Genomic DNA, 24,923 nt, shown 5'->3' with positions numbered 1-24,923 from the left:
CACCTACCCTCGAGGGGTGGAGATCCTGCTGTGGCTGGTGCCGCCCGTCCTGGTGACGGCGGCTGCGATGTGCTGGGTCGGCTGGGTCGGTCGCGAGGGCCGCGGCGAGGTCGATCGCGACGTCGCCGCCCGTCGGCTGGCCCGCGCCCTCCAGCACGAGCGGCCGCAGCGCTACGCCGCTCCGACCCCCGAGCGCGACCGCAGCACCGGCGTCGCCGTACGGCCCTCCAGGCGCGCGTCCTGACCCACGCCTCTCACGCGATTGGAGCGTGATGAGAGGCTGTGCCGCATGACGCAGCGCACCGTGGCCGCCCTGGTGGCCGTGCCGCTGCTCCTGGCGCTGCTGCTCCTGGCTCTCCTGGTGCCCCTTCCGTACGCGACCTATGAGCCCGGCCTGACGGTCGACGTGCTCGGCAAGAGCGGCGACCAGGAGATCATCTCGGTCGAGGGTCACCCGGTCTACCGCGACGACGGCAACCTGCGGATGACGACCGTCTTCGTCTCGGTGGCGGGCCCGCAGGGCGACAAGCGGCTCCCGGAGCTGATCCAGACCTGGCTCGACGACGACGACGCCGTCTACCCCTACGACGTCGTGCACCCGGACGGCCAGACCCGCGAGCAGGACGAGCGCGAGGGCGCCGTCGACATGGTCACCTCCCAGGACACCGCGACCGCCGTCGCGCTGACCGAGATGGGGGAGACGGTCGAGCCCGAGATCGGCGTCTCGTACGTCGAGGAGGGCGCGCCCGCCGACGGCCGGCTGGAGGTCCGCGACCTGCTGCTGAAGGTCGACGGCGTGCGGATCACCGACAGCAAGCAGATCACCGACGCCGTCCAGGGTGCCGACGGGCCGGTCACCTTCGACGTGCTCCGGGCGGGCGCGGAGAAGAAGGTGAAGGTGACCCCGACGAACGTCGACGGCACCCGCCAGATCGGCATCAGCCTGGGGCCGCTCTACCGCTTCCCGTTCGACGTCTCGGTCAACATCGACCCGGCGATCGGGGGCCCGAGCGCGGGCCTGATGTTCTCCCTCGCGATCTACGACACGCTGACCCCCGGCTCGCTCACCGACGGGCACGACATCGCCGGCACCGGCACCATCTCCGCCGACGGCAGCGTCGGCCCGATCGGCGGCATCGAGCAGAAGATCGCCGGTGCGCGGGGCGACGGCGCCGAGCTGTTCCTGGTCCCACCCGACAACTGCGACGAGGCGGCCCGGCTCGACGACCCGGGCCTGCGCCTGGTCCGGGCCGACACCATGCACGACGCGCGCCTGGCCATCGAGGCCTGGGCCGCCGACCCCGACGCCGACCTGCCGAGCTGCGAGGCCTCCTGATGACCTCCCTGACCGACACCAGCGACTTCGACGTCGACCCCGCGCTCGCCGCGGCGGTCCTCGAGATCGAGTCCCACGTCGCCGAGGGCGGCTGGGACCAGCCGAACCGGCTCTATGCCCTGGTCGACACCGCCCAGCTCGTGCAGCGCGAGCCCGCCCTGGCCTCCCTGATGGGCCTCGACGCCGCGTCCGAGCAGGGCTCCCTCACCCCGATCGAGCAGGACCAGCTCACGCCCGGCCAGCTGCTGGAGCAGGTCCTGGAGTCGATCGCCTGGGGGCCCGAGGTGAGCGGCTGCGCGGCGGTGGTGGAGCGGCTGGTGCTGCCCCCGGGTGCCGACGAGGCGATCCCCGACGACCCGGCCGCCGCCGAGGAGTTCGCGCGCGAGCACCCCGACCGCCAGGAGGTGCGGATCGTGGCCGGCGCCACCCGCGCCGGCTCGACGTACTGCGCCCTCCGACTTCGCGCCCACGACGACGCCCAGTCCGTCGTCGGCGGCGCCGATCTCGTCCCCGGCCTGCTTGCGCTGCTGGTGGACACCCTGCACGACGACCCCGAGGTGAACCAGTGAGAGAGATCCCGTGAGCGAGCTGTTCGACCAGGACCCGCGCGACACCGCACCACCGCCGCGCAACGGGCGTTCCCGTGCCCTGATCATCACGGCCGTCGTGCTGGTGCTGGCCTTCTTCGGCCTCACCACCTTCGCGTCGATCTACACCGACCGGCTGTGGTTCACCGACACCGGGTACGGCGGGGTCTTCTCGACGCTGCTGTGGACCCGGGTGGTCCTGTTCCTGGTCTTCGGCACCGTGATGGCCGTGGCTGTCGGCGCCGCCATGTGGGTCGCCTTCCGTACCCGGCCGCTGTTCCACCCGAGCTCGCCGGAGCAGACCGGCCTGGACCGCTACCGCGAGGCGGTCACCCCGATCCGCACCTGGCTGCTGGTCGGCATCTCCGTGGTCCTCGGCGTCTTCGCCGGCACCTCCGGCATCGGCCAGTGGCGCAACTACCTGCTGTGGCGCAACGGCACCGACTTCGGTCAGGAGGACGCGGAGTTCGGCAAGGACATCGGCTTCTTCGTCTTCGACCTGCCGTGGCTGCACTTCCTGGTCGACTACACGATGGCCGTGCTGGTCGTCGCGCTGATCGCCTCCGCCGTCGTCAACTACCTGTACGGCGGCATCCGCCTGCAGTCCCCGGGCGATCGGCTGTCCGGATCGGCCCAGGCCCAGCTCTCGGTGCTGGTCGGGCTGTTCGTGCTGGTCAAGGCGCTCGACTACTGGCTGGACCGCTTCGACGTGGCCTACCAGTCCGGCAGCCTCATCGACGGCGTCAAGTACACCGACGCCAACGCCGTGCTGCCGGCCAAGAACATCCTGATGGGCATCGCCGTGATCTGCGCGATTCTCTTCTTCGTCAACGTCTGGCGCCGCACGTGGATGCTGCCCTCGGTCGGCATCGCGCTGCTCGCCGTCTCGGCCATCCTGCTCGGGATGATCTGGCCCGCGATCATGCAGCAGTTCCAGGTCAAGCCGTCCGAGGCCGACAAGGAGGCCGAGTACATCGCGCGCAACATCGAGGCGACGCGGGCGGCGTACGACCTCGACGACGTCGTCGTGGCGCCGTACTCCGGTTCGGCTCCCGACGTCGGGGCCGGCGGGATCGCCACGGCGACGAGCAGCGTGCCGCTCGTCGACCCGCAGCTGGTGCGCGACACCTTCGAGCAGAACCAGCAGGGTCGTGCCTACTACTCCGTCGCCGACGTCCTCGACGTCGACCGCTACGAGCTGAACGGCCAGGAGCGCGCCCTGGTGCTCGGTGCCCGTGAGCTCGACCAGCAGAACCTCAACGACGGCGACAAGAACTGGTCCAACCTGCACACCGTCTACACGCACGGCAGCGGCATCATCGCGGCCTACGCCAACCAGCGGGGGACCGACGACAACTCCGCGGGCACCGAGATCCAGTGGGCCGAGGGCAACCAGGGCGTCGACCAGGACGCGCTGACCACGGCCGCCGGGCCGGACGGCTACGAGAGCCGGATCTACTTCGGCGAGCAGAGCCCGGACTACTCCGTGATCGGCAAGGAGAGCGCGGACTCCACGAGCGTCGAGCTCGGCCTCTCCGGGGCCAACGACGACGACGAGCGCACCACGACGTACGACGGCGACGGCGGCGTGCCGATCGGCTCGACCTTCCGGCAGCTGATGTACGCCATCAAGTTCGGCGAGACGAACTTCCTGCTCTCGGGCCGCGTCAACGGCAACAGCGAGGTCATCTACAACCGGACCCCGCGCGAGCGCGTCGAGAAGGTGGCCCCGTGGCTGACCATCGACGACGACGCCTACCCGGCCATCGTCGACGGCAAGATCGTCTGGATCCTCGACGGCTACACCACCACCGACCGCTACCCGGGGTCGCAGCGTGAGTCGTTCGAGGAGATGACCGACGACTCCCTGCAGCAGGACACCGGGCTGCAGACCCTGCCGACCGACGAGATCAACTACATGCGCAACGCGGTCAAGGCGACCGTCGACGCCTACGACGGCACCGTGACCCTCTATGCGTGGGACGAGGACGACCCGATCCTGAAGGCCTGGCGCAGCGCCTTCCCGGGCACGGTCGAGGACCGGTCGGAGATGTCCGACCAGCTCATCGAGCACGTGCGCTACCCCGAGGACCTGTTCAAGGTGCAGCGCTACCAGTTCGCGCGCTACCACGTCACCGACCCCGGCGACTGGTACCAGGGCAACGACCGCTGGGCGGTCCCGACCGACCCGAAGCCCGGGACCAACAGCCTGCAGCCGCCGTACCGGCTCTACGTGAACGTGCCGGAGGTCGAGGCCGAGGACGGGACACAGCTCCCGGGCGGCCAACAGTGGGCACTGACGTCCAACTTCGTCCCCTTCGGGCGCAACAACCTGGCGTCGTTCGCGACGGTCAACTCCGACGCCACGTCGGACAGCTACGGGCGGATCACGGTCCTGCAGATGCAGGACCAGAACACCGACGGTCCGGGCACGATCGCCGCCCAGATCAACACCGACGACGACGTCCGTGAACGGCTGAGGTCCTTCGAGACCGGCGACTCGCCGATCTCCTACGGCAACCTGCTCACGGCTCCGGTGGCCGGCGGGCTGATGCACATCCAGCCGATCTACGCCGCCCGGCTCGGCGCCTCCGGTGGCTACCCGATCCTCCAGTACGTCGTGGTCGCCATCGGTGACCGCGTCGGCATCGGCGAGACCCTGATCGAGGCGATCAGCGATGCCCTCGGTGAGGACGTCCCGGACCAGCCCACGCCCGGCACCCCGCCGGACGAGGGGGGCACCGACCCCGGTGCGGGCGAGCAGACCGTCGAGCAGCTGCTCCAGGACGCCCAGGCGGCCCTGGACGACGCCAACGCCGCCCTGGCCGACGGCGACCTGGCGGGCTACCAGGACGGGGTCGAGAAGGCCAACGACCTGATCGCCGACGCCATCGAGCTCTCGGGCGTCGACCCCACGACGACCCCGTCGGCCGACGCCTCGGAGACCCCGTCGGAGGAGGCCACGCCCGCCGGGTGACCCCCGATTTGGAGTCGCTCCGGCCCGTGTCGTAATGTTCTGTTCACCGACGCGGGGTGGAGCAGCTCGGTAGCTCGCTGGGCTCATAACCCAGAGGTCGCAGGTTCAAATCCTGCCCCCGCTACAAGTAACAAGGCCCGATCTGCAGATACGCAGATCGGGCCTTGTCGCGTCTCCGGTCCTGATGTCGATCGTCGGCGCGAGGATCTGGTGGGTACCGACGGGGCCCGCCGCGCTCTGCTGGTCGCTCGCCACGGGGCCGACGTCCGGCGAGACTGAGCGGCGTGAACCCGCTGGTGCTCGGCCTCGACCTGCCGTCCGGATCCTGGCTCGCCACGCTCGTGGTGGTCGCGATCGCGCTGGCGGGCCTGGGGATCCGGGTCGCCGCGCTCGGCATCATCCCGGGCAACCGGAAGCCGTCGACCGGGATGGCCTGGCTGCTGATGATCCTGCTGAGCCCGTGGGTGGGGCTGGTGGCGTTCGTCTTCTTCGGGTCCAATCAGCTCGAGGAGCGTCGCCGCAGGCGGCAGGAGTCGGTCACCGCGGCGATCGCCCAGCAGGCCGGCGACCTGACGGACGTGGCGCTGCCGGCCGAGGCGCCGGCGTACCTGTCGTCGGTCGTGACGCTCAACCGCCGGCTCGGGGCCTTCCCGCTGCTGGGGGGCAACAGCGTCGAGGTGATCGCCGACTACGAGGCGTCGATCGCCGAGATGGCGGCCGCGATCGAGGACGCCACGGACTACGTGAACGTCGAGTTCTACATTGCGGCGTGGGACGACGTCACCGCGCCCGTCTTCGACGCGCTGGTCGCGGCGGCCGGGCGTGGCGTGACGGTCCACCTGCTGTTCGACCACCTGGGCTCGCGCCGGATCGCGGGCTACCGGGACTTCGTCGCCCGCCTGGCGGGCAGCGGGATCGACTGGCACGCGATGCTCCCGGTCCGCCCGCTGCGGGGTCGGTTCCGCCGTCCCGACCTGCGCAACCACCGTAAGCTGCTGGTGGTCGACGGTCGGGTCGGGTTCACCGGCTCGCAGAACCTGATCGAGCCGAGCTACCACAAGCCCGCCCACCAGCGGGCCGGTCGGGCATGGGTCGAGCTCATGGTGCGGCTGCAGGGACCGGTCGTGGCCGAGCTCGACGCGGTCTTCGCGGCGGACTGGCACGCCGAGACCGGCGAGATCCCCGCCATCACGGTGGTGGCCGGCCCGGCTCCTCGGGCCGGGTCGGTCACCGACGTGCCCGGGCAGGTCGTGCCGTCCGGACCCGGCTTCGTCGCCGAGAACAACCTGCGGCTGTTCACCACGCTCATCTACGGCGCGACGCGGCGGATCTCGCTGACCAGCCCCTACTTCGTCCCCGACGAGTCGCTGCTGTACGCCGTCACGACCGCCGCCCAACGGGGGATCGACATCGAGCTGTTCGTGAGCGAGCAGTCCGACCAGTTCATGGTCGGTCACGCGCAGGCGTCGTACTACCGGGCGCTGCTGGAGGCCGGGGTGCGGATCTGGCTCTACCCGGCGCCGGCGGTGCTGCACTCGAAGCACTTCACCATCGACGACGACGTCGCGGTGATCGGGTCCAGCAACATGGACCTACGCTCGTTCGCCCTGAACTACGAGGTCTCGCTGATGCTCGTGGGCGAGCCGGTCGTCGCGCGGCTGCGTGCGGTCGAGGACGCCTACCGGGAACTCTCGCGTGAGCTCACCCGCGAGGAGTGGTCGCAGCGGCCGGCCCGGCTGCGGTACGTCGACAACGTCATGCGGCTCACCGCCGCACTGCAGTAGCGGGCGGCCCTCAGGCGTGGGTGGCCAGGTAGCGCTCGATCTCGGCGAGACCCCGACGTACCTCCCTGCGGTCCGGGCGGCACGCGGCGGGAGGGGGAGCGCCGTCGTCCGGCTGTGCCGGGACGCACGTCCAGGCGGTCCCGGAGCACACGAGGCCGTCGCGGAGGAACCGCACGACGGGCGGGACGCAGGCCCGGATCCGATGGAGCAGCACGACGACCCCCTCGCCCGCTCGTCGGTGTGACGGGCGTCATAGTCTGGGCCGAAGGTTAGAGGCTGGGAGCCGATCGCGGAACAGCCGGTCCCGGACACCAGGGATCCATGACCCCGAGCGAGCCACGCTGACGCGCGACGACTGGCTGAGACGGCAGCCCGAAGTCCGGGACAGGCCCGACGAAGCCTTGGTTTACTGCTGTCAGGTCGCCGAGTCGCGCGGGGGGTGAGCATGGCCGGGTTCCGCCCCGAGGTGCGCTCCGACCTGCTGGTGCTGCTCGCGGAGGCCGCGGACGGGCCGGAGCTGGTCGAGGTCGTCGTCGCCCACACGACCGCCGCCGTCTCGCGCCTCTCGACGCGTGACTGGGCGGGTCTCGCCGACCGGGTCCGGCTGCCCGACGGCCGCTACCCCGGCGAGTTCGCCTGGCGCTGCGGCTACACCCACCACCACCTCGGGATGTACTCCCGGGCCATCCATTTCTACGAGCAGGCCGACGCCGACCATCTCGACGACCGCGAGCTCGCCCACCTCTACGCCTGCCAGGCCGGCACCGCGTGGAAGCGCGGCGATGTCGAGGCGTGCGAGAAGTACACCGAGCAGGCTCTCGCGCTGGCCGAGGCCACCGGCGATCCGGGCGCGCTCGCCTTCGCGTGGCTGAGCCGGGCCCTGCAGACGGCGATGGAGGGCGACCGGCACGCCAACGCGCAGGCCTACGTCCTCTGCCTCGAGTACGCCGAGGCCAGCGGCGACCTGCTCACCCAGGCCCGGGTCCACAACAACCTGGCCTCCAGCCACCTGGAGGAGGCGCGCTACGCGCAGGCCATCGAGCATCTCCAGACCGGGCTGCTGCTCAACGAGGCGACCGGCCACCTCTCCATGCAGGCCCTCCTGCGGATCAATATGGCCGAGGCGCTGCACGGCATCGGCCGACTCGACGAGGCGCTGCTGGAGGCCGAGGCCGCCCGGGCGATCTGGCTGTCGGTGCAGTCGCCGATGGCCGACGCCTGGCAGCTCCTCGGCACCCTGCAGAGCTCCCGCGGCAACGTGGCCCAGGCCGCGCTGGCCTTCGAGGAGGCGGCCCGGCTCGCCGAGGAGGAGGGCGACGCCCAGAGCCTGATCCCCAGCCTCGCCGGCCTCGCCGTCTGCCGGGTCGCCGACGACCCGGCGGCCGCCCGCCAGCTCGCGGTCGACACCCTCGAGCTGCCCGCGGCGATGGGCCACGTGCCGGCGTACGTCGCCGCCGGGTGGGTGCACCTGCACGGCGGCGACCGCCTCCAGGCCCTGTCGTACGGCGAGCGCGCGGTCCGCGAGGCCGGCCGGCGCCGGGACCTGGTGCGCCTGGCCGAGGCACTCGAGCTGTGCGTGCTCGCCGCCGGGGGCGACCACCGCGACCCGCGGCTGGCCGAGGCGGCGTCGGTCTGGGAGTCGATCGGCAACACGGTCCGCGCACGGGTGAACGACGTCATCGTCGCGCGGCTGTCCGGCAGCCTGCTCGGCGAGGAGGTCGCTCGCCAGCGGCTGCGGGCCCTCGGCGTCCACGACGACGCGTGGGGCATCGCCGGCCCGCTGCTCGCCGTACGCCCGCGCGAGCGGACCGCGGCGCTGCACGTCCACGTGCTCGGCACCTTCGTGGTCTACCGTGACGGGACGCCCGTGCCCGGCAACGCGTGGACCTCCCGCAAGGCCCGCGACATCGTGAAGATCCTGGCCGTCCACGACGGCCCGGCGATCAGCCGGGACGCGCTCGCCGAGCTGCTGTGGCCGGGGGAGACCGGGACCGGAAGCCGGCTGTCGGTGGCGCTCTCGCAGCTGCGCAGCGCGCTCGACCCCGACCGCGAGCACGACAGCTCCCACTTCGTCGTCGCCGACCGGGCGACCGTGCGGCTCGACACCGAGCGGGTCAGCATCGACGCGGTGGAGTTCCGCCAGGCGGCCCGCGAGGCGCTCGACGCGGCGCGGGCGGGGCGCCCCGACGCGGTCGCGCTCCTCGAGGCGGCCGCGGCGCGGCACACCGGCCGGCTGCTCGACGGTGACACCTACGCCGACTGGGCGGCGACCGCGGCGGAACAGCTCAGCCTGGTCGGCCACGAGGTGATCCGGGCCCTGGCCTTCGCGCTGGTTCGCGGCGAGGACCCGCAGCGAGCGCTGCCCTGGCTGGCCCGGCTCCTGGTCGAGGACCCGTACGACGAGCCGACCTACCAGGCCACCGTGCGGCTGCTCCTCGGCGAGCGCCGGCACGGGGAGGCCCGACGCTACTACCGCGCCTACGCGCTGCGGATGCAGGAGATCGACGCCCCCGTGACGACCTGGGACGAGCTGGCCGGGAGCGACTGAAAGGTTTCTTCAAGGGTCGGGTCCGACAGTGGTGCTCCACTCGATCCCCTCGGAGGAAACCATGAGCTCGACCCGTCCCCGCGTCCACGTCGTCGAGGACCCCGCCGCCGGCCAGGTGGTGGAGCTGTCCGTCGGCAGCCAACTGGAGCTGCGGTTCCGCCGCCGGTTCAGCGGTGGCACCTGGCAGGTCTCCGGCCGCCCCGGGCACCTGGTGCCGCTCGTCGAGGACAGCCACGAGATCACCTTCCTGGTCTTCAGTGGCCCGGGTGAGGGGCACGAGGCGCCGCTGCGCCTGGTCCGCCGCCGCGACACCCAGGGCGACCCCTACGAGGTGCGCGAGCTGCGGGTGGTGTGCGCCGGCTGAACCCGCGAGGACACCCATCGGTCACCTGATCGACAGACGGGGACCGCCGCCCGTACGCCGGGCGGCGGAACGGTTCGAGAGACATCCGAACCGAAAGTACCCCCCGTGCAGGTCAAGAAGCGCACCGTGCTGGCGATCGGCGCCCTCGCGTCCGTCGTCGCTGCCGGCACCGTGGCGGCCACCGCCGCCATCCCGGACCCCGTCGAGCAGGGCTTCACGAAGGAGCGGTCCGCGGAGCTCGCCGCCCAGGTGGACCCCAGCAAGCCCCGCAACGTCATCCTGATCATCGGCGACGGCATGGACGACTCCATGATCACCGCCGCCCGCAACTACGAGTACGGCGCCGGCGGACGCTTCCCCGCCCTCGACGCGCTGCCGTTCACCGGCGCGATGACGACGTACGGCCTCAAGGTCGGCGCGGGCCCGGACTACCCGATCGCCTACGTCTCCGACTCCGCCCCCACCGCGAGCGGCTGGTCGACCGGCAAGAGGACCGTCGACGGCCGGATCTCGCAGGGCCCGAGCACCGCCGCGGCGGTGCCCGGGACCAACTACGAGACGGTCCTGGAGAAGTTCCAGGCGCAGGGCAAGCGCGTCGGCAACGTCAGCACCGCGGAGATCACCGACGCCACCCCCGCGGCCGCCGCCTCGCACATCAGCCAGCGCGGCTGCCAGAGCACCACGAACGCCGCGGCCACCTGCCCCAGCGAGACCAAGGGGCAGGGTGGCCCCGGATCGATCTCCGAGCAGCTCGTCGACCACCAGATCGACGTGCTGCTCGGTGGCGGCAAGGACCGGTTCACCACGCCGATCGACGCCAACCCGGCCACGACCACGCTGGCCTACGCCCAGCAGCAGCACGGCTACCGGCTGGTCGAGAACACCACCCAGCTCGCCGCCGTCACCTCGCTCGACCAGGGCCCGGTACTCGGGCTCTTCAACGGCGGCAACATGACGCCGATGTACAAGCCGCTGGTCGCGAGCGCCGCCGGCGCGGGCGGCCCGACGACGCGCTGCGAGGAGGCTGATCGCGGTGCCCAGCCCGACCTGTCGCTGATGACCGAGAAGGCCATCGCGCTGCTCGACAACGACAAGGGCTTCTTCCTGCAGACCGAGAGCGCGATGATCGACAAGCAGGAGCACGCCTCGGACATCTGTGGCGCCATCGGCGACCTGAAGGAGCTCGACGAGACGGTCGCCGTCGCGTTGTCCTACCAGGAGGCCAACCCCGACACGCTGATCATCGTGACGGGCGACCACGCGCACTCGACGCAGATCATCGCCGGCAACGCCGACGACGGTGTCCAGCGCGCGACCGTGCAGACGGCCGACGGCGACCCGATGTCGGTCGCGTACTCCACCAACGCGGTCGGCTCCGATCACACGGGCACGCAGATCCGGGTCGCCGCCTCGGGCCCGCAGGCGGCCAACGTCACCGGCGTGATCGATCAGACCGACCTCTTCCTCACGATGCTCGGCCGCACGCCCAGCGTGCTGCCCGGCCCGGGGGAGCCCGGCGAGCCCGACCCGCTGAAGCCCGCGGTGTCGGTCGTCGCGGGCGCCACGCGCATCTCGCTGGCCGAGCTGCGCCGGCGCGGCCTCCCGGTCGCCGTCGCGGCCTCGGGCGCTACGACGGTCACGGTCCGCCTGGTCAAGGGCAGCCGGACCCTGGCCAGCAAGAAGGTCGGCGCCGCCGGTGGCACCGTCCGGCTCAAGACCCGCAAGGCGTCGAAGGGCACCCTCCGGGTGATCGCGACGGTGACCGGTGCGGGTGGCTCGGTGACCCGGTCCGACACCGTGCGCGTCACGAAGCGCTAGCAGCCTCCCCGCTGCCGTACGACGGGTCGTCGCCCCGGTCCTCTCGGGTCCGGGGCGGCGGCCCGCCCCGTCCTGGCTTCGCCGAGCTGCCCGCGGCGCGGACGTGGGGGCTCGTCGATTAAAAACGTCTTACTATAGTGAATTACTGGTCTATGATGAGCGCTCACGATCCTTCCCGAGAGGAGCTCCTCATGTCCGTCGACACCGAGCCGTCCCCCGTCCGCCGTCGACGCGAGGACTCGGTCCTGCGTCACTGGCAGGCCGTCAGCGAGCTGCTCGAGCACCGCTCCGACCTCGTCGGCGTGCACTCGCTGGCCGACCTCATCCACGACTCCGTGCGCTGGTCCGCCTGACGATCGCCGTGCCTGCGTGCGGGCGGGGCGGGGGACGTCGTACGCTCGGCGGGGCGCTCGTCGTGGGCGACGCCCCGCGCGCTGACTGCCCTTTGGTGGGCGCGATCACCTACGATGTCGAAGATTCGATCATCATTCTCAGCACAGAGGAGCTCAGATGAACAAGGCCCAGCTTCGGGACGCCATTGCCGAGGCGACCGGTTCCAGTGCGGCCGAGGCCGACCGGGCCCTGGAGGCGACCCTCCAGGCGATCACCAAGGCTGTCGCCGGTGGCGACAAGGTGACCATCCCCGGCTTCGGCACGTTCGAGGCGCGCGAGCGCTCCGCCCGGACCGGCCGCAACCCCCAGACCGGCGCCGAGATCCAGATCGCGGCGAGCAAGGCTCCGGCCTTCAAGGCCGGCTCGGCCTTCAAGCAGGCCGTCGCCGGCTGACCAGCCGACGTCGCCCGCAGGGCCCGACCCCTCCGGGGGTCGGGCCCTGCGTCGTCTCCGGGGATCGTCAAGATTCGATCAGGAATGGCCGCCGGGCAGCAGGAGAGCGGTCCGGCGCCAGTACCGTGGTGGAGTTCCGTCGAGCACGTATCCCGGGAGTTCGCTCGTGTCTGTCTTCCCCCGCCGTCCTGCGCGACCCGCCTCGGGTCGCCGGGACGCCCGCCTGAGCCTGATCGGGCTCGGCCTGGGCGCCGGCATCTTCACCGTCGCCGCCGGACTCGCCCTGACCGGCCTCGACGAGAAGATCCCCGGCCTGCCCGACCTCCCCTTCACCAGCTCCGGTCCGGACTCCCAGGCCGTGGTCGGTGGCTCCCGGCTGCCCGAGGCTCCCGCCCCGGTCGAGCCGTCCGCCGCCGCGCCCACGACGCCGGCCGCCGCGACCTCGTCGGCGCCGGCCGGGTCCGACCGTCCCGGGAAGGACCGCCGCGACGTCGGTTCCCCGGCGAAGGCCGCCGGGGTGCCCCTGGCGGCCGAGCCGATCCCGGTGACGCCGCCCGTCGCTCCCGTGACCACGCCCGCCGCACCCACCACGCCCGCCGCACCCACCACGCCCGCCGCACCCACCACGCCCGCGCCGCCCGCGACGGGGGCCGGGGCGGTCCCGACCGACCCGACCGCCGGGGACGACGACTCGGACCCCAGTCCGACCCCGAACGGACCCAAGGGCTCGAGCGGCTCCAACGGTTCCAAGGGCGACGGGCGTGACCACCGTGGTCACGGTCACCGGGGTGACCGGGGTGACCGTGACGACCGGGGCAACCGTGACGACCGGGGTGACCGGGGTGACCGTGACGACCGGGGCAACCGTGACGACCGGGGCAACCGTGACGACCGGGGCAACCGTGACGACCGGGGCGGCCGCGAGGGTCGTGGCGGGCGTGACGACCGCAACGGCGGTGGCCACGACGACCGCGGTGACCGGGGCGGTCGCGGCGACGGCGGCGACCGGGGCCACCGTGGTGGCCGCGGCGGCCGGCACGGCTGACCGTGATGAGCATCCTTCCTCCGCGCGAGCTGTGGGACCGGGGACGCCGCGTGCTGCGGCCCAGCCACGAGGCCCGCTTCGGCGTGGCCGCACTGGGTGCGGGCGCGCTCGTCTTCGTGCTCGCGATCGCGTTGTCGGTCCGCGTCGTCGGTGACGTCGGGTCCGACGTGCCCCTCGCCGACGGCCCGTCGCGCACGCCGGACCGCCAGACGGTGGTCGCACCCGTGCTGCTGACGCCCGCCGACCCGGTCGTCGTTCCTGCGGTCGACGGCGCGGGCGCGGGTGCCGAGACGCCGGCCGCCGATCAGGGCGCCGACGTCGACGCGGGCACCGGTCCCGCAGCGGGCGGCGGCGCGCCGGCCCCGGCGACCGCGCCCACCGACCCGAGCAGCCCCACCGCCCCGAGCTCCGCGCCGACCACTCCGCCGGCCGAGACCCCGGTCCGCCCGGAGCCCACGGACCCCGAGCCGCCCGCGGCCGGCGGGCCCGGCCCGGTCTCCGCCCTCGCCGCGCCCGTCGTGGCCGGGGTGACCGGTCTCCTCGACACCGCGACCGGTGGAGCCACCGCGCCCCTCACCGGCACGGTCACCGGGGTCACCGACGCCGTCACCGGCCTGGCCGACGGTCTGCTGGGAGGTCCGCGCCCCGGTCGGGGATGAGGGTCCGGTGGACCTGGTGGTCGACCTCAGCTCGCGGGCCGACCGGCCCACCGCGATCTACCGCGCCCTGCTCGAAGCGGTTCGCTCCGGACGTCTCGTGCCCGGTGACCGGCTGCCCCCGACCCGCTCGCTGGCCCGCGACCTCGGGGTCTCCCGCACCACCGTCGCCACCGCCTACGAGCGGCTGGTCGCCGAGGGGTTCCTGGAGGCCCGCGTCGGCGACGGCACGTACGTCCCGACCGTGAGGGCGGTGCCCTGGGCCACGGTGAGGCCGCCGCCGGGGGGCAGGGTCGGGGAGGGCGACGGTCGCAGGCGCCGGCGCGGTGGTCACCCGGGAAACCTCAACGCCCGATTGGCTCGGGTGGCGAGCCAATCGGGCGTCAGGTCAGTGGACCGATCCGATGATCAGCGGGGGACCGCCGCCACCTTGATGGCGAAGGGCTTCCGGTCGTCGCGCGGAATGCCCTGGCAGCTGAACTGCGGGTCGGCGGACGGGCTCGCGCGGTAGCAGGAGAACCGGGTCGAGGCGTTGACCGCCGTGACCGTCACGCTGCGGACCGTGCGTCGGCTGAAGGAGACCTTCGTCTGTCCCTTTCCGTTGCGGTTGAGACGGACGGTCTTGCGCACCAGCCGACCGTTGCGCAGCTGCACGGTCACGACTGCCGCCGGCGAGGCCTTCCGCGAGGGGCCGTCGACCTTGACCCTCAGCTTCCACCGCTTGGACCGCAGGCTCTTGTCGGGGCGCAGCCGGAGGTGGCCGGAGCTCAGGTGGTTCAGCGTCAGCGTCCCGGCCCGGGCCGGCGACTTCCGCGAGAGCACCGCGCTGCCCGCGAGGGCTGGGCTCGGCCAGCGGCGTCCCTCGGAGTAGGTCCGCGACGGGAAGGCGTTGCCGGCGGAGTAGGCCGCGAAGACGCGGGCGAAGCCGCCGTGGCGTCGCAGCTGCTTCTTCAGGGCGCCCAGGGCGTAGGTGTTGCGCTTACCGCGGGGCGCCGTACTGACCCACACGTCGCGCACGATGCGGTTGCCGTAGCGCTCGGAGAGGTACTCCCAGAACGCCCAGTTGGCGTACTGGAACGAGCCGCGGCCGGTGAACGTGTCGAGCGGGACGTGCGGCGCGCGGATCTGGCTGGAGCGGAGGTACTGGCGGTTGTCGTTGACGCGGTCGGCGTACCGCTCCTCCATCCAGGTCGCGGTCGCCTCCATGAACCAGCGGTCCTCGCCGTAGTCGTAGGAGAACTGCACCGCGTGGAAGAACTCGTGGGCGGCGGTCACCTGGAGCGTGGGCTTGGGGGCGGTGCCGAACTGGGCGCGTGCGAAGTCGTTGTCGAGCACGCAGTAGGCGGTGGCCCGCCAGCGGTACTTCGCCCCCACCAGGCGGAACTCGGGCACGCAGTAGCCGTAGAGGCCCCGCGAGCCCAGGTCCTTCAGGTAGATGTCGAACTTGCCGTTGCCGCCGTTGCGGGAGCTGCCGGCGGCCCGGTCGCTCAGCGGCTTGCGGTAGCCCAGCCGGCGGACCTCGTGCTTCCAGACCTTGTTCATCGTGCCGAGGGTGTAGCGCACCCAGCTGGAGCTCGGGGCGGCGTCCGCGGTGCTGGTGACGTAGTGGACGCAGAAGTTGCCGCCGCAGCTGCGGCGGGCCGGCACGGTGTAGCCGTCGCCGAGCCGGTCGTTGGCGCCGTCGGTCGGCCGGGCCATCAGGGCCTCGGCCTCCTCGCGCTGGTCGGCGTCGAGCCGGGGCAGCGCCACGAACAGGTCGCGCATGGCCAGGGTCAGGTCGGGTGAGCCGGCCCGCTCGGTCCCGCCGGAGCGGCGCTCGGCGGTGGTGCCCTTCCCGGCCAGCAGGTCTCGCACGGTGGACAGGGCCCGGTCGGCCTGGTCGGCCTGGTCGTCGGTGGCCGGTGACGCGGTCTCGGCCGGCTGGACGACCTCGCCGTCGGCGGTCGCGGCCTGGGCGGGGAGGAGGGTGAACGCGGTGGCCACGGCCACCACGGCCGCGGCGATCGTACGGCGCATGCAGGTGCCTCATTCTCGGGAGAGCGGTGCCCCTGAGACACCGCGGTCCCGGGAGCCTGCCCCTGCCGGGGACCGGGTAAAACTCAGCCGGTCGAGGAGATCTTCTCGATCAGCGCGGTCGTCGAGATGGCGGGCGTGCGGGGCAGGTAGACGACCTCGCAGATGTCGCCGAACTCGTCGAACCGGCCGGCCCAGTCGTCGCCCATCACGAGGACGTCGGCGCCGTAGCGGAGGATGTAGTCACGCTTGAGATCGAGGCTCTCCTCGACGAAGACCTCGTCGACGGGCTTCAGCGCCGCGACGATCTCGAGTCGCTCGCGCTCGCTGAAGACCGGCTCGCGGCCCTTCTTGCTCACGTTGAGCTGGTCGGCCGAGACCCCGACCACCAGCCGGTCGCCCAGCGCCGCCGCCCGCTCGATCACCCGGAGGTGGCCGACGTGGAAGACGTCGAAGGTGCCGAACGTGATGACCGTGCGTGACATGGGGGAGATTCTGGCAGTCACCGCCCCTCGGCAAGAATCGCCGGGTGGCCAGCATCGAGATGATCACCGGGGACCCGGCAGCGGACGCCGTACGACGTCGCGCGCTCCGCAAGATGCGGGTCGTGGCGGTCTCGCTGCTGCTCCTGGCCGCGGCCGTGTACGTCGCCACGCTGGGCCAGGACGGGTTCCTCGGCTTCGTCAACGCGGGGGCCGAGGCGTCGATGGTCGGCGCGATCGCGGACTGGTTCGCCGTGACCGCGCTCTTCCGGCACCCGCTCGGGCTGCCGATCCCGCACACGGCCCTGATCCCGCGGCGCAAGGACCAGCTGGCCCAGGGGCTGGAGGAGTTCTTCGGCGAGAACTTCCTGCAGGAGGCGATCGTCCGCGACCGTCTCGCGGCCGCGACGGTGTCGCTGCGCGTGGGCCGCTGGCTGCGCGAGCCGGCCAACGCCCGCCGGGTGGTCGACGAGGCGGCGGAGGTGGCCGCGATCGGGCTCGCGAAGGTGCGCGACGACCACATCGAGACGCTGGTCCGCGACGCCCTGGTGCCGCGGTTCCACGAGGAGCCGATCGCGCCGCTGCTCGGCAGTCTGCTCAGCGAGACCCTCCACGACGATCTCCACCACGGTCTGGTCGACCTGACCCTGCGCGAGCTCCACGACTGGCTGGTCGCCAACCCCGACACCGTCGCCGACGTCCTGGTCGAGCGGGCCCCGTGGTGGACGCCGCCGCGGCTCAACGAGCGGGTCAGCAGCCGCATCCACGTCGAGCTGGTCCGCTGGGTCGCCGACATCCGCGACGACCCGCGCCACCAGGCGCGGGCGGCCCTCGACTCGATGCTGGCCCAGCTCGCCCACGACCTGCTCGAGGACCCCGACACCCAGGCCCGCACCGAGCGGCTCAAGGAACGGCTGCTCGACCACCCGCAGGTACTCGCCTCGGCGACCTCGCTGTGGAACGCCCTCCGCCGGGTGCTCACGTCCTCGCTGCAGGACCCCGACGGTGCCCTGCGCCAGCGGCTGCTCACCGAGGTCGTCGCCTTCGCCGACCGCCTCGTCGACGACGAGACGCTCCGCGCCCGGCTCGACGGGATGGCCGCCGACGCCGCCGTCTTCGCCGTCGAGCGGTACGGCGAGGAGCTGACCGCGGTCATCACGCACACCATCGAGCGCTGGGACGGTCGCGAGGCGGCCCGTCGCATCGAGCTGCACGTCGGGCGCGACCTGCAGTTCATCCGGATCAACGGCACCATCGTCGGCGGCCTGGTCGGGGTGCTGATCCACGCCGTCTCGGTGCTGGTTCACTAGCCCCATGAGCACCGAGCCGTTCGACGTCGCGATCAAGGACGAGTCGATCCGGCTCGGCCAGTTCCTCAAGCTGGCCAACCTGGTCGACTCGGGTGCCGAGGCCAAGCCGGTCATCGCCGACGGCGCGGTCAGCGTCAACGGCGAGGTCGAGCTCCGGCGCGGCCGCCAGCTGGTGAAGGGCGACGTGGTCACCCTCGGTCCCCAGTCCGCCCGCGTCTCCGACGAGTCGGCGGGCGACGACCTGCCCTGGTGACCCACCCCCGCCGAGTCGGCGCGGACTCGCGCCGACTCGGCAGCAGGGTCAGCGTGGGGTCGGCGCCAGCGAGTCGCGGGACAGCTCGCGGTGGCTGGCGTAGCCGGCGTTGCTGAGGGTCAGGTCGACCTCGGCCAGCAGGCAGCGCAGCACGTGCTCGACGCCGACCTGACCGGCGAGGGCGAGGCCGTAGAGGAACGTCCGGCCCAGGAGCACGGCGTCGGCACCCAGGGCGAGCGCCTTGACGACGTCGGGGCCGGAGCGGATGCCGGAGTCGAAGAGCACAGCCAGCCGGTCGCCGACCGCCTCGGCGATCGCCGGGAGCTGGTCGAGCGAGGCCACCGCGCCGTCGACCTGGCGGCCGCCGTGGTTGGAGACGACGATCCCGTCCATCCCGTGCTCGGCGGCCAGCCGGGCGTCGTCGACGTGCTGGATGCCCTTGAGCAGGATCGGGCCGTCCCAGCGCTCGCGCAGCCAGGCCAGCTGGCTCCAGTCGAGGCCGGGGTTGGGGAAGACCGACGCGAAGGCGATGCCGGCGGCACCCGGGTCCTCCTCGACCGACTTCTCCAGCCGACGCAGGAAGACCGGGTCGCTGGTGTAGTTGGCGATGCCGACGGCCTGCAGGAACGGGAGGTAGCCGCGGTCCAGGTCGCGCGGGCGCCAGCCCAGCAGGGTGGTGTCGAGGGTGACGACCAGGTGGGTGTAGCCGGCGAACGCCGCCCGCGACAGGAAGCTCTCGCACAGCTCCGGGTCGGTCGGCCAGTAGAGCTGGTACCACCGCGGCCCGTCACCGACCGCGGCCGCGACCTCCTCGATGGAGTGGCTGGCCTGCGTCGAGTGGACGTAGGGCAGGCCGACCGCCGCCGCGGCCCGCGCGGACGCGAGCTCGCCCTCGGGGTGGGCCAGGGTCTGCACGCCGACGGGGCCGAGCAGCACCGGCGCGGCCATCGACGTCCCGAGGACCTCGGTGGCCAGGTCGCGCACGGCGTGGTCGCGCAGCATCCGCGGGACGATCCGCCACCGGTCGAACGCCGCGACGTTGGCGCGCGCGGTGGCGCCGCCCCCGGCGCTCGGCACGATGTAGCCGAGCGCCTCGGGGGAGAGCACCTCGGCGGCCCGCTCCTCCAGGGAGGTCAGGTCGGTCGGCAGGTCCGGGGTCTGGCCCAGGAACATGCCGTTGAAGTAGATCGACGACTGGTGGTCGCCGAAGTGCGCCATCGCCGGTCCTCTAGGAGACGCCGATGAGGTCCACCACGAAGATCAGCGTCTCGCCGGGCTTGATGACCCCGCCGGCGCCGCGGTCGCCGTACCCGAGGTGCGGCGGGATGACGAGCTTGCGGCGCCCGCCGACCTTCATGCCCTGCACGCCCTGGTCCCAGCCGGAGATGACCTGGCCGATGCCGAGGCGGAACTTCAGCGTGTCGCCGCGGTTGTACGACGCGTCGAACTCCTCGCCGGTGGAGTGGGCCACGCCGACGTAGTGCACGGAGACGGTCTGGCCGGCGCTGGCCTCGGGGCCGTCGCCCACGGTGAGGTCCTCGATGACGAGGTCGGCGGGCGGGTCGAAGTCGGGGAAGTCGATCTCGGGCTTGTCCATGAAACCCACCCTAGCCATCCAGGACGGCCCTGGAGCCGTCAGAACACGACCTCGCCGAGCCATCGGGTCAGCACGGCGTCGACGTCGGCCGGGTCGATCGGCTTGGTGAGGTAGTCGTCCATGCCGGCGGCCAGGCAACGCTCGCGCTCGCCCTCGACGGCGCCGGCGGTCAGCGCGATCACCGGGGTACGACGTCCGCCCGCCTCGCGCCGCCGCAGCTCGCGGGTCGCCTCGTAGCCGTCGATGTCGGGCATCTGGCAGTCCATCAGGACGACGTCGTACGACGTGTGCTCGAGCAGCGCGAGCGCCGAGCGGCCGTCGTCGGCGAGCTCGGTGCTGAAGCCGAGGTGCTCCAGGATCCCGGTCGCGACCAGCTGGTTGATCTCGCTGTCCTCCACGATCAGCACGTGCCCGCGGTGCGGGCGCTCCTCGTGGGGCACGACCGGCCGCCCGGCGGCCGGCAGCTCCGCACCCCGGGAGCCGAGGGCCTGGACCAGCGCCTCGCGGAGCCGCGCCAGGTGCACCGGCTTGGTGAGCCGGGCGGCGATCCCGGCCGCGGTGGCCTCGCCGGTGCTGATCTCCGGACCGGAGGTCAGCAGCACCAGGGCCGGCCGAGGGGGCCGGCCGCGGGTGACCGCCTGGGCGACCTCGAGCCCGTTCATGCCGGGCATCACCATGTCGAGCACGGCGAGCTGGAACGGCTCGCCCAGCTCGGCCGCCTCGCGCATCATCGCGAGCGCCGTCGGCCCGTCGGCGGCGACGCTGGGCCGCAGGCCCCAGGCGGAGGTCTGCTCGTGCAGGACCAGCCGGTTGGTCTCGTTGTCGTCGACCAGGATCACCTTCGCGCCGACCAGCACCTCGGCGGGCGGCGTCGCCGCGGTCTCCGGGTCGTGGGCGAGCCGCAGCGGCAGCTCGAAGCCGAAGGTGCTGCCCTCGCCGGGCACCGACGCCAGGTCGAGGCCGCCGCCCATCGCGGTCACCAGCTGGTGGGAGATGGCCAGGCCGAGGCCGGTGCCGCCGTACCGACGGGTCGTGGAGGAGTCCGCCTGGGCGAACGGCTCGAAGAGGTGCTCCTGCTCGCGGGCCGCGATGCCGACCCCGGTGTCACGGACCTCGAACCGCACGACCACGGACCCGTCGTCGCCGTGGCCGCGCAGGTGGGCGGAGACGGCGACCTCGCCGGCGGAGGTGAACTTGACCGCGTTCCCGACCAGGTTGACCAGTACCTGACGCAGCCGGGTCGGGTCCCCGCGCAGGCCGAGCGGTACGTCGGGTGCGCAGTAGGCGAGCAGCTCCAGGCCCTTGCCCTGGGCGATCTCCGCCAGCAGCTCGGTGGCCTGCTCGACGACCTGGGAGAGGTCGAAGTCGATCTCCTCGAGCTCCAGGTGGCCGGCCTCGACCTTCGAGAAGTCGAGGATGTCGTTGATGATGCCCAACAGCTGCTGACCGGCCCCGTGCACGCCGTCGGCGTACTGCCGCTGACGGGCGTCGAGGTCGGTCCCGAGCAGCAGGCCGGTCAGCCCGATGACGCCGTTCATCGGTGTGCGGATCTCGTGGCTCATGGTCGCGAGGAACGACGACTTCGCCCGCGAGGCCTCCAGGGCGGCGTCGCGGGCGTCCGCGAGCTCGCGCCGGGTACGGCGGTCCTCGTCGAGCAGGCGGACCGTGCGGACGAAGGTCAGGGCCAGCAGCACGACGAAGCCGACCATCTGTGCGGCCATGTCGCGGGCCTGGCCCGGATCCGGGTCGAGCAGTGGCATCACCGGCGGCACCAGCAGCGGCAGCACGGCCACCGCGGAGCGGCGCAGGATGCTGCGGCGGCACAGCTCGTCGTGCTCGGCGGCGGCGACGCGGTGGACCGGGACGAAGAGAGCCCGGGCGATGAGGGCGGTGCCGAGCAGGGTCCCGGCCGTGAGGATGGTGCTGTCGCGCTCCAGGCCGAGGACCAGTGAGCAGGTGTCGGCGACCAGCCAGAAGCAGATGCCGACGGCGAGTCGGGCGCTGGTCCACGAGCGCGAGCGAGGGTCCAGCAGGACGCGCAGGACGAGGGCCAGGAGGACGGCGTCGACGACGGGGTACGCGCTGGTGAGTGCCCGGCCGAACAGGGAGGCTCCGTCGCCGGCCAGCAGCGTCTCCTCCAGCGAGGCGGCCCAGAAGATCAGGATGCTGACGGTGAGGACCGTGGCCACGTCGAGGAACGTGTCGATGCTGTTGACCTGCAGCCGGTGGGCCAGGAGCGCGATCAGAGCAGCCCCGACGCATCCGTAGCCGGCCAGCTGGGCGAGGTCGGCGACGTCCCCGGTGACACTGCCGCGGGTGGGGTCGAGGGTGTCCAGGAGGACGCTGAGGACCATCGAGGTGGTGCCGGCGCCGATCAGCCGGGTCTTCAGCCGTCCGGCACGTCGGGAGCCGCGGACGTCGATCCAGGAGATCGCCCCGCAGCAGGCGACGGTCACCGCGAAGGTCAGGGGCAGCACGACCGCCGCGAGCGGCAGGTCGAGGGCCATCCAGAGCAGGTGCCAGGCGATGCACGCCGAGCCGACGAGGTGGAGCGGGCCCGCGCGGAACCGGCCGGTGAGCGCGCTCGACCGCACGACACCACCTCCCCCCGGAGCAGCGCGGCAGCACCACGCGTGCCACGTCGACCTGCTGATCGGCCGGCGGCGGGCCGCGCTGAGGATTTCTCAGGCGCACGTGTCACCATGTCCACCGCCCCGGCGCGCTGCCGGGACGGGCTGATGAGCGGACGGAGCAGCGTGGACGTGCACGACGACGAGGGCGCCACCCCGGACCCCGCTCCCGCTGCCGTGGCCGAGCCGAAGCGGCGGCTCTCGCTCTGGCAGGAGACGGTCGTGCTCCTCGGCGCGGCGCTGGTCCTCTCCTTCATCGTCAAGACGCTCTTCCTCCAGGCCTTCTACATCCCGTCGGGCTCGATGGAGCCGGGCCTTGAGATCAACGACCGGATCCTGGTCCAGAAGGTCTCCTACTGGGGCGGGGGCAGCCCCGAGCGTGGCGACATCGTGGTCTTCGAGGACCCGGGCGGCTGGCTCGGCCCGGGGGAGGACGTCGGTCCGACCAGCCCGGTCAGCAAGGCGCTCGGCAAGATCGGGCTCTACCCGACCGGTGGACACCTGGTGAAGCGGGTCATCGGCGTCGCGGGCGACGTCATCGAGTGCTGCGACGACCAGGGCCGGCTGATGGTCAACGGGACGCCGATCGAGTCCGACTTCACCCTCAACGACATGGACTGCGACGGCCCGATGGTCACCGACTGCGAGTCGGACTGGTCGACCGGGCCGGTGCCGGACGGCGAGCTGTTCGTGATGGGCGACCACCGCGACGCCTCGGCGGACTCCTCCGAGCACATGTGCCGCAAGGACGAGACCGACTGCGTGCCCGGCAACGAGTTCGTGCCGACCGACCTGGTCGTCGGCAAGGTGTTCGCCCGGGTGTGGCCGGCCAAGCGGTTCTCGATCCTGCACAAGCCGGACACCTTCGCCGACCTGGACTGACCCGGATCGGGCGCCCGGCCCGGCTCAGGTCTGGTGCACGTAGCTGTCGAGCTGGTCGCGCTCGAACTCCAGCTGGTCGATGCGGTGCTTGACCACGTCGCCGATGCTGATGATGCCGACCAGGCGGCCGTCGTCGACCACCGGCACGTGCCGGATCCGGCGGTCGGTCATCGTCTTCATCAGCGCATCGAGGTCGGTGTCCGGCGCGCAGGTCTCGACCACGGACGTCATGATCGCGCCGACGGTGTTGTGGACGACCGTGCCGTCGTGGTGGAGGTGGCGTACGACGTCGCGCTCGCTGACGATCCCCTCGACGCGGTCGCCGTCGCCGCTGACGATCAGCGCGCCCACGTTGTGCTCGGCGAGCAGCGCGATCAGCTCGCGCACCCCCGCCTCCGGTCCGATGGTCACCACGGTCGCGCTGGGCTTGGCCTTCAGGACGTCACCGATGTTCATGCACCGACGGTAGTGGTGACGCGGGTCACAAATCTACGGCGTCACGACGGGGTGGGAGGCCGCCGGGAGCGAAGGTCGCTGACCGAGCCGGGACCGGTCCGTCGTACGTCGGGGTCGTCATCGTCGTCGCCGAGCGAGCCCAGGAACGACAGGGCGGCCTCGTGCAGGTGGCCGTTGGTGGCCAGCGCGTTCCCGCCGAACGGCCCGTCGGTGCCGTCGAGCGAGGTGAACCGGCCGCCGGCCTCGCGCACGATGACGTCGAGCGCCGCCATGTCGTAGACCTGCAGCTCGGGCTCGGCGGCGATGTCGACCGCGCCCTCGGCGAGCAGCATGTAGGACCAGAAGTCGCCGTACGCCCGGGTGCGCCAGCAGCGGCGCATCAGCGAGAGGAAGTCGTCGAGCCGGCCGCGCTCCTCCCAGCCGCCCAGCGAGGCGTAGGACAGCGAGGCGTCCTCGAGTCGCCGGACGTCGGAGACCTGGCACTGGGTGGCCTTGAGCAGCGACTTCCCGGTCCAGGCGCCGTTGCCGGTCGACGCCCACCAGCGGCGCTGCAGCTGGGGCGCGGAGACCACGCCCACGACGACCTCGTCGTCGACGGCGAGCGAGATCAGGGTCGCCCACACAGGGACGCCGCGCACGAAGTTCTTGGTGCCGTCGATCGGGTCGACGATCCACCGGCGGGCGCTGGTGCCGGTCGAGCCCTGCTCCTCGCCGGTGATCGCGTCGCGGGAGCGGGTGCGTCCGAGGGTGCGCCGGATCATCTCCTCGACCGCCTCGTCGGCGTCGGTGACGGGGGTCAGGTCGGGCTTGCTCATGACGTGCAGGTCGAGCGCCTTGAACCTCGCCGTCGTGAGCGAGTCGGCGTCGTCGGCGAGGACGTGCGCGAGGCGCAGGTCGTCGGTGAAGTCGGTGGCCACGAGCACAGGCTACTTTCAGCAAACTGGCTTAACGTTCAACCATGGAGATCAACGGCCTTCCCCTGCACGCTCTCGTGGTTCACGCGGCGGTGGTCTTCGGGCCCCTCGCCGCCCTTGCCGGCCTCGGGTACGCCGTGCCCCGGTGGCGCGACCGGCTCCGGTGGCCCCTGGTCGTCTCGGTCCTGGTCGCCACCGTGTCGGTCTGGGTCGCCTACTTCTCGGGCGAGGACCTCGTCGAGGCCAACCAGTACGGCGGCCCGCTCGCCGAGCTGGTCGACACCCACGAGGATCGCGCCGGGATGCTGCGGATCAGCGTGACCGTCTTCGCGCTGGTCTCGTTCGTCGCGGCCTGGCTGCACACCCGCACCGGTCCGACCCGCATCGCCCTGGCTGCCCTGGTCGCGGTGCTCGCGGTCGTCACCGCCGTCTACACGGTGCTGGTCGGCGACGCGGGCGCGCAGATCGCCTGGTACAGCGGCTGA

General features: G+C 72.3%; 25 protein-coding genes and 1 tRNA gene. 18 read left to right on the top strand and 8 right to left on the bottom strand.

What is annotated here, in order from left to right:
* Nucleotides 1-16 precede the first annotated feature (16 nt).
* The 6 genes from V7S47_RS16185 (at nucleotide 17) to cls (ending at nucleotide 6,684) form a co-directional block, all read left to right on the top strand.
* A complete protein-coding gene (locus tag V7S47_RS16185; RefSeq protein WP_336562531.1) occupies nucleotides 17-244 on the top strand; it encodes a hypothetical protein in 228 nt (75 codons plus the stop codon).
* A gap of 45 nt (nucleotides 245-289) precedes the next feature.
* Nucleotides 290-1,336, top strand: a complete 1,047-nt coding sequence (locus tag V7S47_RS16180) for a YlbL family protein (protein ID WP_336562530.1) — start codon at nucleotides 290-292, stop codon at nucleotides 1,334-1,336.
* On the top strand, nucleotides 1,336-1,905 hold the full coding sequence (locus V7S47_RS16175) for a PPA1309 family protein (protein WP_336562529.1): 570 nt from the start codon (nucleotides 1,336-1,338) through the stop codon (nucleotides 1,903-1,905). The genes V7S47_RS16180 and V7S47_RS16175 overlap by 1 nt, the downstream gene beginning before the upstream one ends.
* 10 nt (nucleotides 1,906-1,915) lie before the next feature.
* Entirely contained in the window at nucleotides 1,916-4,900 is a 2,985-nt protein-coding gene (locus V7S47_RS16170) for a UPF0182 family membrane protein (protein WP_336562528.1), read from the top strand.
* Between the two features lie 50 nt (nucleotides 4,901-4,950).
* Nucleotides 4,951-5,024, top strand: a tRNA-Met gene (locus V7S47_RS16165).
* A 160-nt stretch (nucleotides 5,025-5,184) separates the two neighbouring features.
* A complete protein-coding gene (gene cls, locus V7S47_RS16160) occupies nucleotides 5,185-6,684 on the top strand; it encodes a cardiolipin synthase (RefSeq protein ID WP_336562527.1) in 1,500 nt (499 codons plus the stop codon).
* Between the two features lie 10 nt (nucleotides 6,685-6,694).
* Here cls and V7S47_RS16155 read toward each other — a convergent pair whose 3' ends face one another.
* Nucleotides 6,695-6,898 (bottom strand): hypothetical protein, encoded by a 204-nt coding sequence (locus tag V7S47_RS16155; protein ID WP_336562526.1) that lies wholly within the window; start codon nucleotides 6,896-6,898, stop codon nucleotides 6,695-6,697.
* 231 nt (nucleotides 6,899-7,129) lie between these two features.
* Here V7S47_RS16155 and V7S47_RS16150 point away from each other — a divergent pair, with 231 nt between their 5' ends.
* The 8 genes from V7S47_RS16150 to V7S47_RS16115 all read left to right on the top strand — a co-directional run bounded on the left by V7S47_RS16150 (nucleotide 7,130) and on the right by V7S47_RS16115 (nucleotide 14,412).
* A complete protein-coding gene (locus V7S47_RS16150; protein ID WP_336562525.1) occupies nucleotides 7,130-9,232 on the top strand; it encodes a BTAD domain-containing putative transcriptional regulator in 2,103 nt (700 codons plus the stop codon).
* Nucleotides 9,233-9,293: 61 nt separating this feature from the next.
* Nucleotides 9,294-9,596 carry a hypothetical protein gene (locus tag V7S47_RS16145; RefSeq protein WP_336562524.1) on the top strand — a complete coding sequence of 101 codons (303 nt, stop codon included), beginning with the start codon at nucleotides 9,294-9,296 and terminating at the stop codon, nucleotides 9,594-9,596.
* 105 nt (nucleotides 9,597-9,701) lie between these two features.
* Nucleotides 9,702-11,414, top strand: coding sequence for an alkaline phosphatase (locus V7S47_RS16140; RefSeq protein WP_336562523.1), 1,713 nt, complete (start codon nucleotides 9,702-9,704; stop codon nucleotides 11,412-11,414).
* A 191-nt stretch (nucleotides 11,415-11,605) separates the two neighbouring features.
* Nucleotides 11,606-11,767 (top strand): hypothetical protein, encoded by a 162-nt coding sequence (locus tag V7S47_RS16135; protein ID WP_170867253.1) that lies wholly within the window; start codon nucleotides 11,606-11,608, stop codon nucleotides 11,765-11,767.
* Nucleotides 11,768-11,924: 157 nt separating this feature from the next.
* Nucleotides 11,925-12,200 (top strand): HU family DNA-binding protein, encoded by a 276-nt coding sequence (locus tag V7S47_RS16130; protein ID WP_090860954.1) that lies wholly within the window; start codon nucleotides 11,925-11,927, stop codon nucleotides 12,198-12,200.
* A 166-nt stretch (nucleotides 12,201-12,366) separates the two neighbouring features.
* Complete coding sequence (locus tag V7S47_RS16125; protein ID WP_336562522.1) at nucleotides 12,367-13,245, top strand: hypothetical protein; 879 nt, start codon at nucleotides 12,367-12,369, stop codon at nucleotides 13,243-13,245.
* A gap of 5 nt (nucleotides 13,246-13,250) precedes the next feature.
* Complete coding sequence (locus V7S47_RS16120; RefSeq protein WP_336562546.1) at nucleotides 13,251-13,904, top strand: hypothetical protein; 654 nt, start codon at nucleotides 13,251-13,253, stop codon at nucleotides 13,902-13,904.
* Nucleotides 13,801-14,412 (top strand): winged helix-turn-helix domain-containing protein, encoded by a 612-nt coding sequence (locus V7S47_RS16115; protein ID WP_336562521.1) that lies wholly within the window; start codon nucleotides 13,801-13,803, stop codon nucleotides 14,410-14,412. The genes V7S47_RS16120 and V7S47_RS16115 overlap by 104 nt, the downstream gene beginning before the upstream one ends.
* On the opposite strand, the gene V7S47_RS16110 is transcribed toward V7S47_RS16115, so the two are convergent.
* A complete protein-coding gene (locus tag V7S47_RS16110) occupies nucleotides 14,310-15,917 on the bottom strand; it encodes an MXAN_6640 family putative metalloprotease (RefSeq protein ID WP_336562520.1) in 1,608 nt (535 codons plus the stop codon). The two genes, V7S47_RS16115 and V7S47_RS16110, sit on opposite strands and share 103 nt — an antisense overlap.
* Nucleotides 15,918-16,000: 83 nt before the next feature.
* Nucleotides 16,001-16,399 (bottom strand): adenylyltransferase/cytidyltransferase family protein, encoded by a 399-nt coding sequence (locus tag V7S47_RS16105; RefSeq protein ID WP_090860948.1) that lies wholly within the window; start codon nucleotides 16,397-16,399, stop codon nucleotides 16,001-16,003.
* A 44-nt stretch (nucleotides 16,400-16,443) separates the two neighbouring features.
* Between V7S47_RS16105 and V7S47_RS16100 the strand changes: the two genes are divergently transcribed.
* On the top strand, nucleotides 16,444-17,706 hold the full coding sequence (locus V7S47_RS16100) for a DUF445 domain-containing protein (protein WP_336562519.1): 1,263 nt from the start codon (nucleotides 16,444-16,446) through the stop codon (nucleotides 17,704-17,706).
* A gap of 4 nt (nucleotides 17,707-17,710) precedes the next feature.
* A complete protein-coding gene (locus V7S47_RS16095; RefSeq protein WP_090860946.1) occupies nucleotides 17,711-17,959 on the top strand; it encodes an RNA-binding S4 domain-containing protein in 249 nt (82 codons plus the stop codon).
* Nucleotides 17,960-18,007: 48 nt separating this feature from the next.
* Here V7S47_RS16095 and V7S47_RS16090 read toward each other — a convergent pair whose 3' ends face one another.
* From V7S47_RS16090 to V7S47_RS16080, 3 genes are read right to left on the bottom strand one after another with little or no spacing between them, the layout of a single operon-like run.
* Entirely contained in the window at nucleotides 18,008-19,177 is a 1,170-nt protein-coding gene (locus V7S47_RS16090) for a lactate 2-monooxygenase (protein WP_336562518.1), read from the bottom strand.
* A gap of 10 nt (nucleotides 19,178-19,187) precedes the next feature.
* A complete protein-coding gene (locus tag V7S47_RS16085) occupies nucleotides 19,188-19,556 on the bottom strand; it encodes an FKBP-type peptidyl-prolyl cis-trans isomerase (protein WP_090860944.1) in 369 nt (122 codons plus the stop codon).
* Between the two features lie 38 nt (nucleotides 19,557-19,594).
* Entirely contained in the window at nucleotides 19,595-22,150 is a 2,556-nt protein-coding gene (locus tag V7S47_RS16080; protein WP_336562517.1) for a response regulator, read from the bottom strand.
* A gap of 108 nt (nucleotides 22,151-22,258) precedes the next feature.
* Here V7S47_RS16080 and lepB point away from each other — a divergent pair, with 108 nt between their 5' ends.
* Nucleotides 22,259-23,068, top strand: a complete 810-nt coding sequence (gene lepB, locus V7S47_RS16075; protein WP_336562516.1) for a signal peptidase I — start codon at nucleotides 22,259-22,261, stop codon at nucleotides 23,066-23,068.
* A gap of 24 nt (nucleotides 23,069-23,092) precedes the next feature.
* Here lepB and V7S47_RS16070 read toward each other — a convergent pair whose 3' ends face one another.
* Together V7S47_RS16070 and V7S47_RS16065 are read right to left on the bottom strand one after the other, a co-directional pair.
* Nucleotides 23,093-23,524, bottom strand: coding sequence for a CBS domain-containing protein (locus V7S47_RS16070; protein ID WP_090860942.1), 432 nt, complete (start codon nucleotides 23,522-23,524; stop codon nucleotides 23,093-23,095).
* 41 nt (nucleotides 23,525-23,565) lie between these two features.
* The gene (locus V7S47_RS16065; protein WP_090860978.1) at nucleotides 23,566-24,441 is read right to left on the bottom strand and encodes an inositol monophosphatase family protein; all 876 of its coding nucleotides are present in this window, start codon (nucleotides 24,439-24,441) and stop codon (nucleotides 23,566-23,568) included.
* 41 nt (nucleotides 24,442-24,482) lie between these two features.
* On the opposite strand from V7S47_RS16065, the gene V7S47_RS16060 reads away from it, so the two are divergent.
* Nucleotides 24,483-24,923 (top strand): DUF2231 domain-containing protein, encoded by a 441-nt coding sequence (locus V7S47_RS16060; protein ID WP_336562515.1) that lies wholly within the window; start codon nucleotides 24,483-24,485, stop codon nucleotides 24,921-24,923.

Source organism: Nocardioides sp. CCNWLW216, from assembly GCF_037120545.1.
In the GTDB taxonomy this organism is placed as follows: Bacteria; Actinomycetota; Actinomycetes; order Propionibacteriales; family Nocardioidaceae; genus Nocardioides; species Nocardioides lianchengensis.
The sequence above is the reverse complement of the archived record's forward strand: the minus strand, read 5'-3'. Positions and strand labels throughout refer to the sequence as shown.

Bases quoted from the DNA above. Each gene is read 5' to 3' on its own strand.
- V7S47_RS16180 (WP_336562530.1), top strand. From the start codon at position 290: ATGACGCAGCGCACCGTGGCCGCCCTGGTGGCCGTGCCGCTGCTCCTG.
- V7S47_RS16175 (WP_336562529.1), top strand. From the start codon at position 1,336: ATGACCTCCCTGACCGACACCAGCGACTTCGACGTCGACCCCGCGCTC.
- V7S47_RS16150 (WP_336562525.1), top strand. From the start codon at position 7,130: ATGGCCGGGTTCCGCCCCGAGGTGCGCTCCGACCTGCTGGTGCTGCTC.
- V7S47_RS16145 (WP_336562524.1), top strand. From the start codon at position 9,294: ATGAGCTCGACCCGTCCCCGCGTCCACGTCGTCGAGGACCCCGCCGCC.
- V7S47_RS16135 (WP_170867253.1), top strand. From the start codon at position 11,606: ATGTCCGTCGACACCGAGCCGTCCCCCGTCCGCCGTCGACGCGAGGAC.
- V7S47_RS16130 (WP_090860954.1), top strand. From the start codon at position 11,925: ATGAACAAGGCCCAGCTTCGGGACGCCATTGCCGAGGCGACCGGTTCC.
- V7S47_RS16120 (WP_336562546.1), top strand. From the start codon at position 13,251: ATGAGCATCCTTCCTCCGCGCGAGCTGTGGGACCGGGGACGCCGCGTG.
- V7S47_RS16110 (WP_336562520.1), bottom strand. From the start codon at position 15,917: ATGCGCCGTACGATCGCCGCGGCCGTGGTGGCCGTGGCCACCGCGTTC.
- V7S47_RS16105 (WP_090860948.1), bottom strand. From the start codon at position 16,399: ATGTCACGCACGGTCATCACGTTCGGCACCTTCGACGTCTTCCACGTC.
- V7S47_RS16095 (WP_090860946.1), top strand. From the start codon at position 17,711: ATGAGCACCGAGCCGTTCGACGTCGCGATCAAGGACGAGTCGATCCGG.
- V7S47_RS16090 (WP_336562518.1), bottom strand. From the start codon at position 19,177: ATGGCGCACTTCGGCGACCACCAGTCGTCGATCTACTTCAACGGCATG.
- V7S47_RS16085 (WP_090860944.1), bottom strand. From the start codon at position 19,556: ATGGACAAGCCCGAGATCGACTTCCCCGACTTCGACCCGCCCGCCGAC.
- lepB (WP_336562516.1), top strand. From the start codon at position 22,259: ATGTCCACCGCCCCGGCGCGCTGCCGGGACGGGCTGATGAGCGGACGG.
- V7S47_RS16070 (WP_090860942.1), bottom strand. From the start codon at position 23,524: ATGAACATCGGTGACGTCCTGAAGGCCAAGCCCAGCGCGACCGTGGTG.
- V7S47_RS16060 (WP_336562515.1), top strand. From the start codon at position 24,483: ATGGAGATCAACGGCCTTCCCCTGCACGCTCTCGTGGTTCACGCGGCG.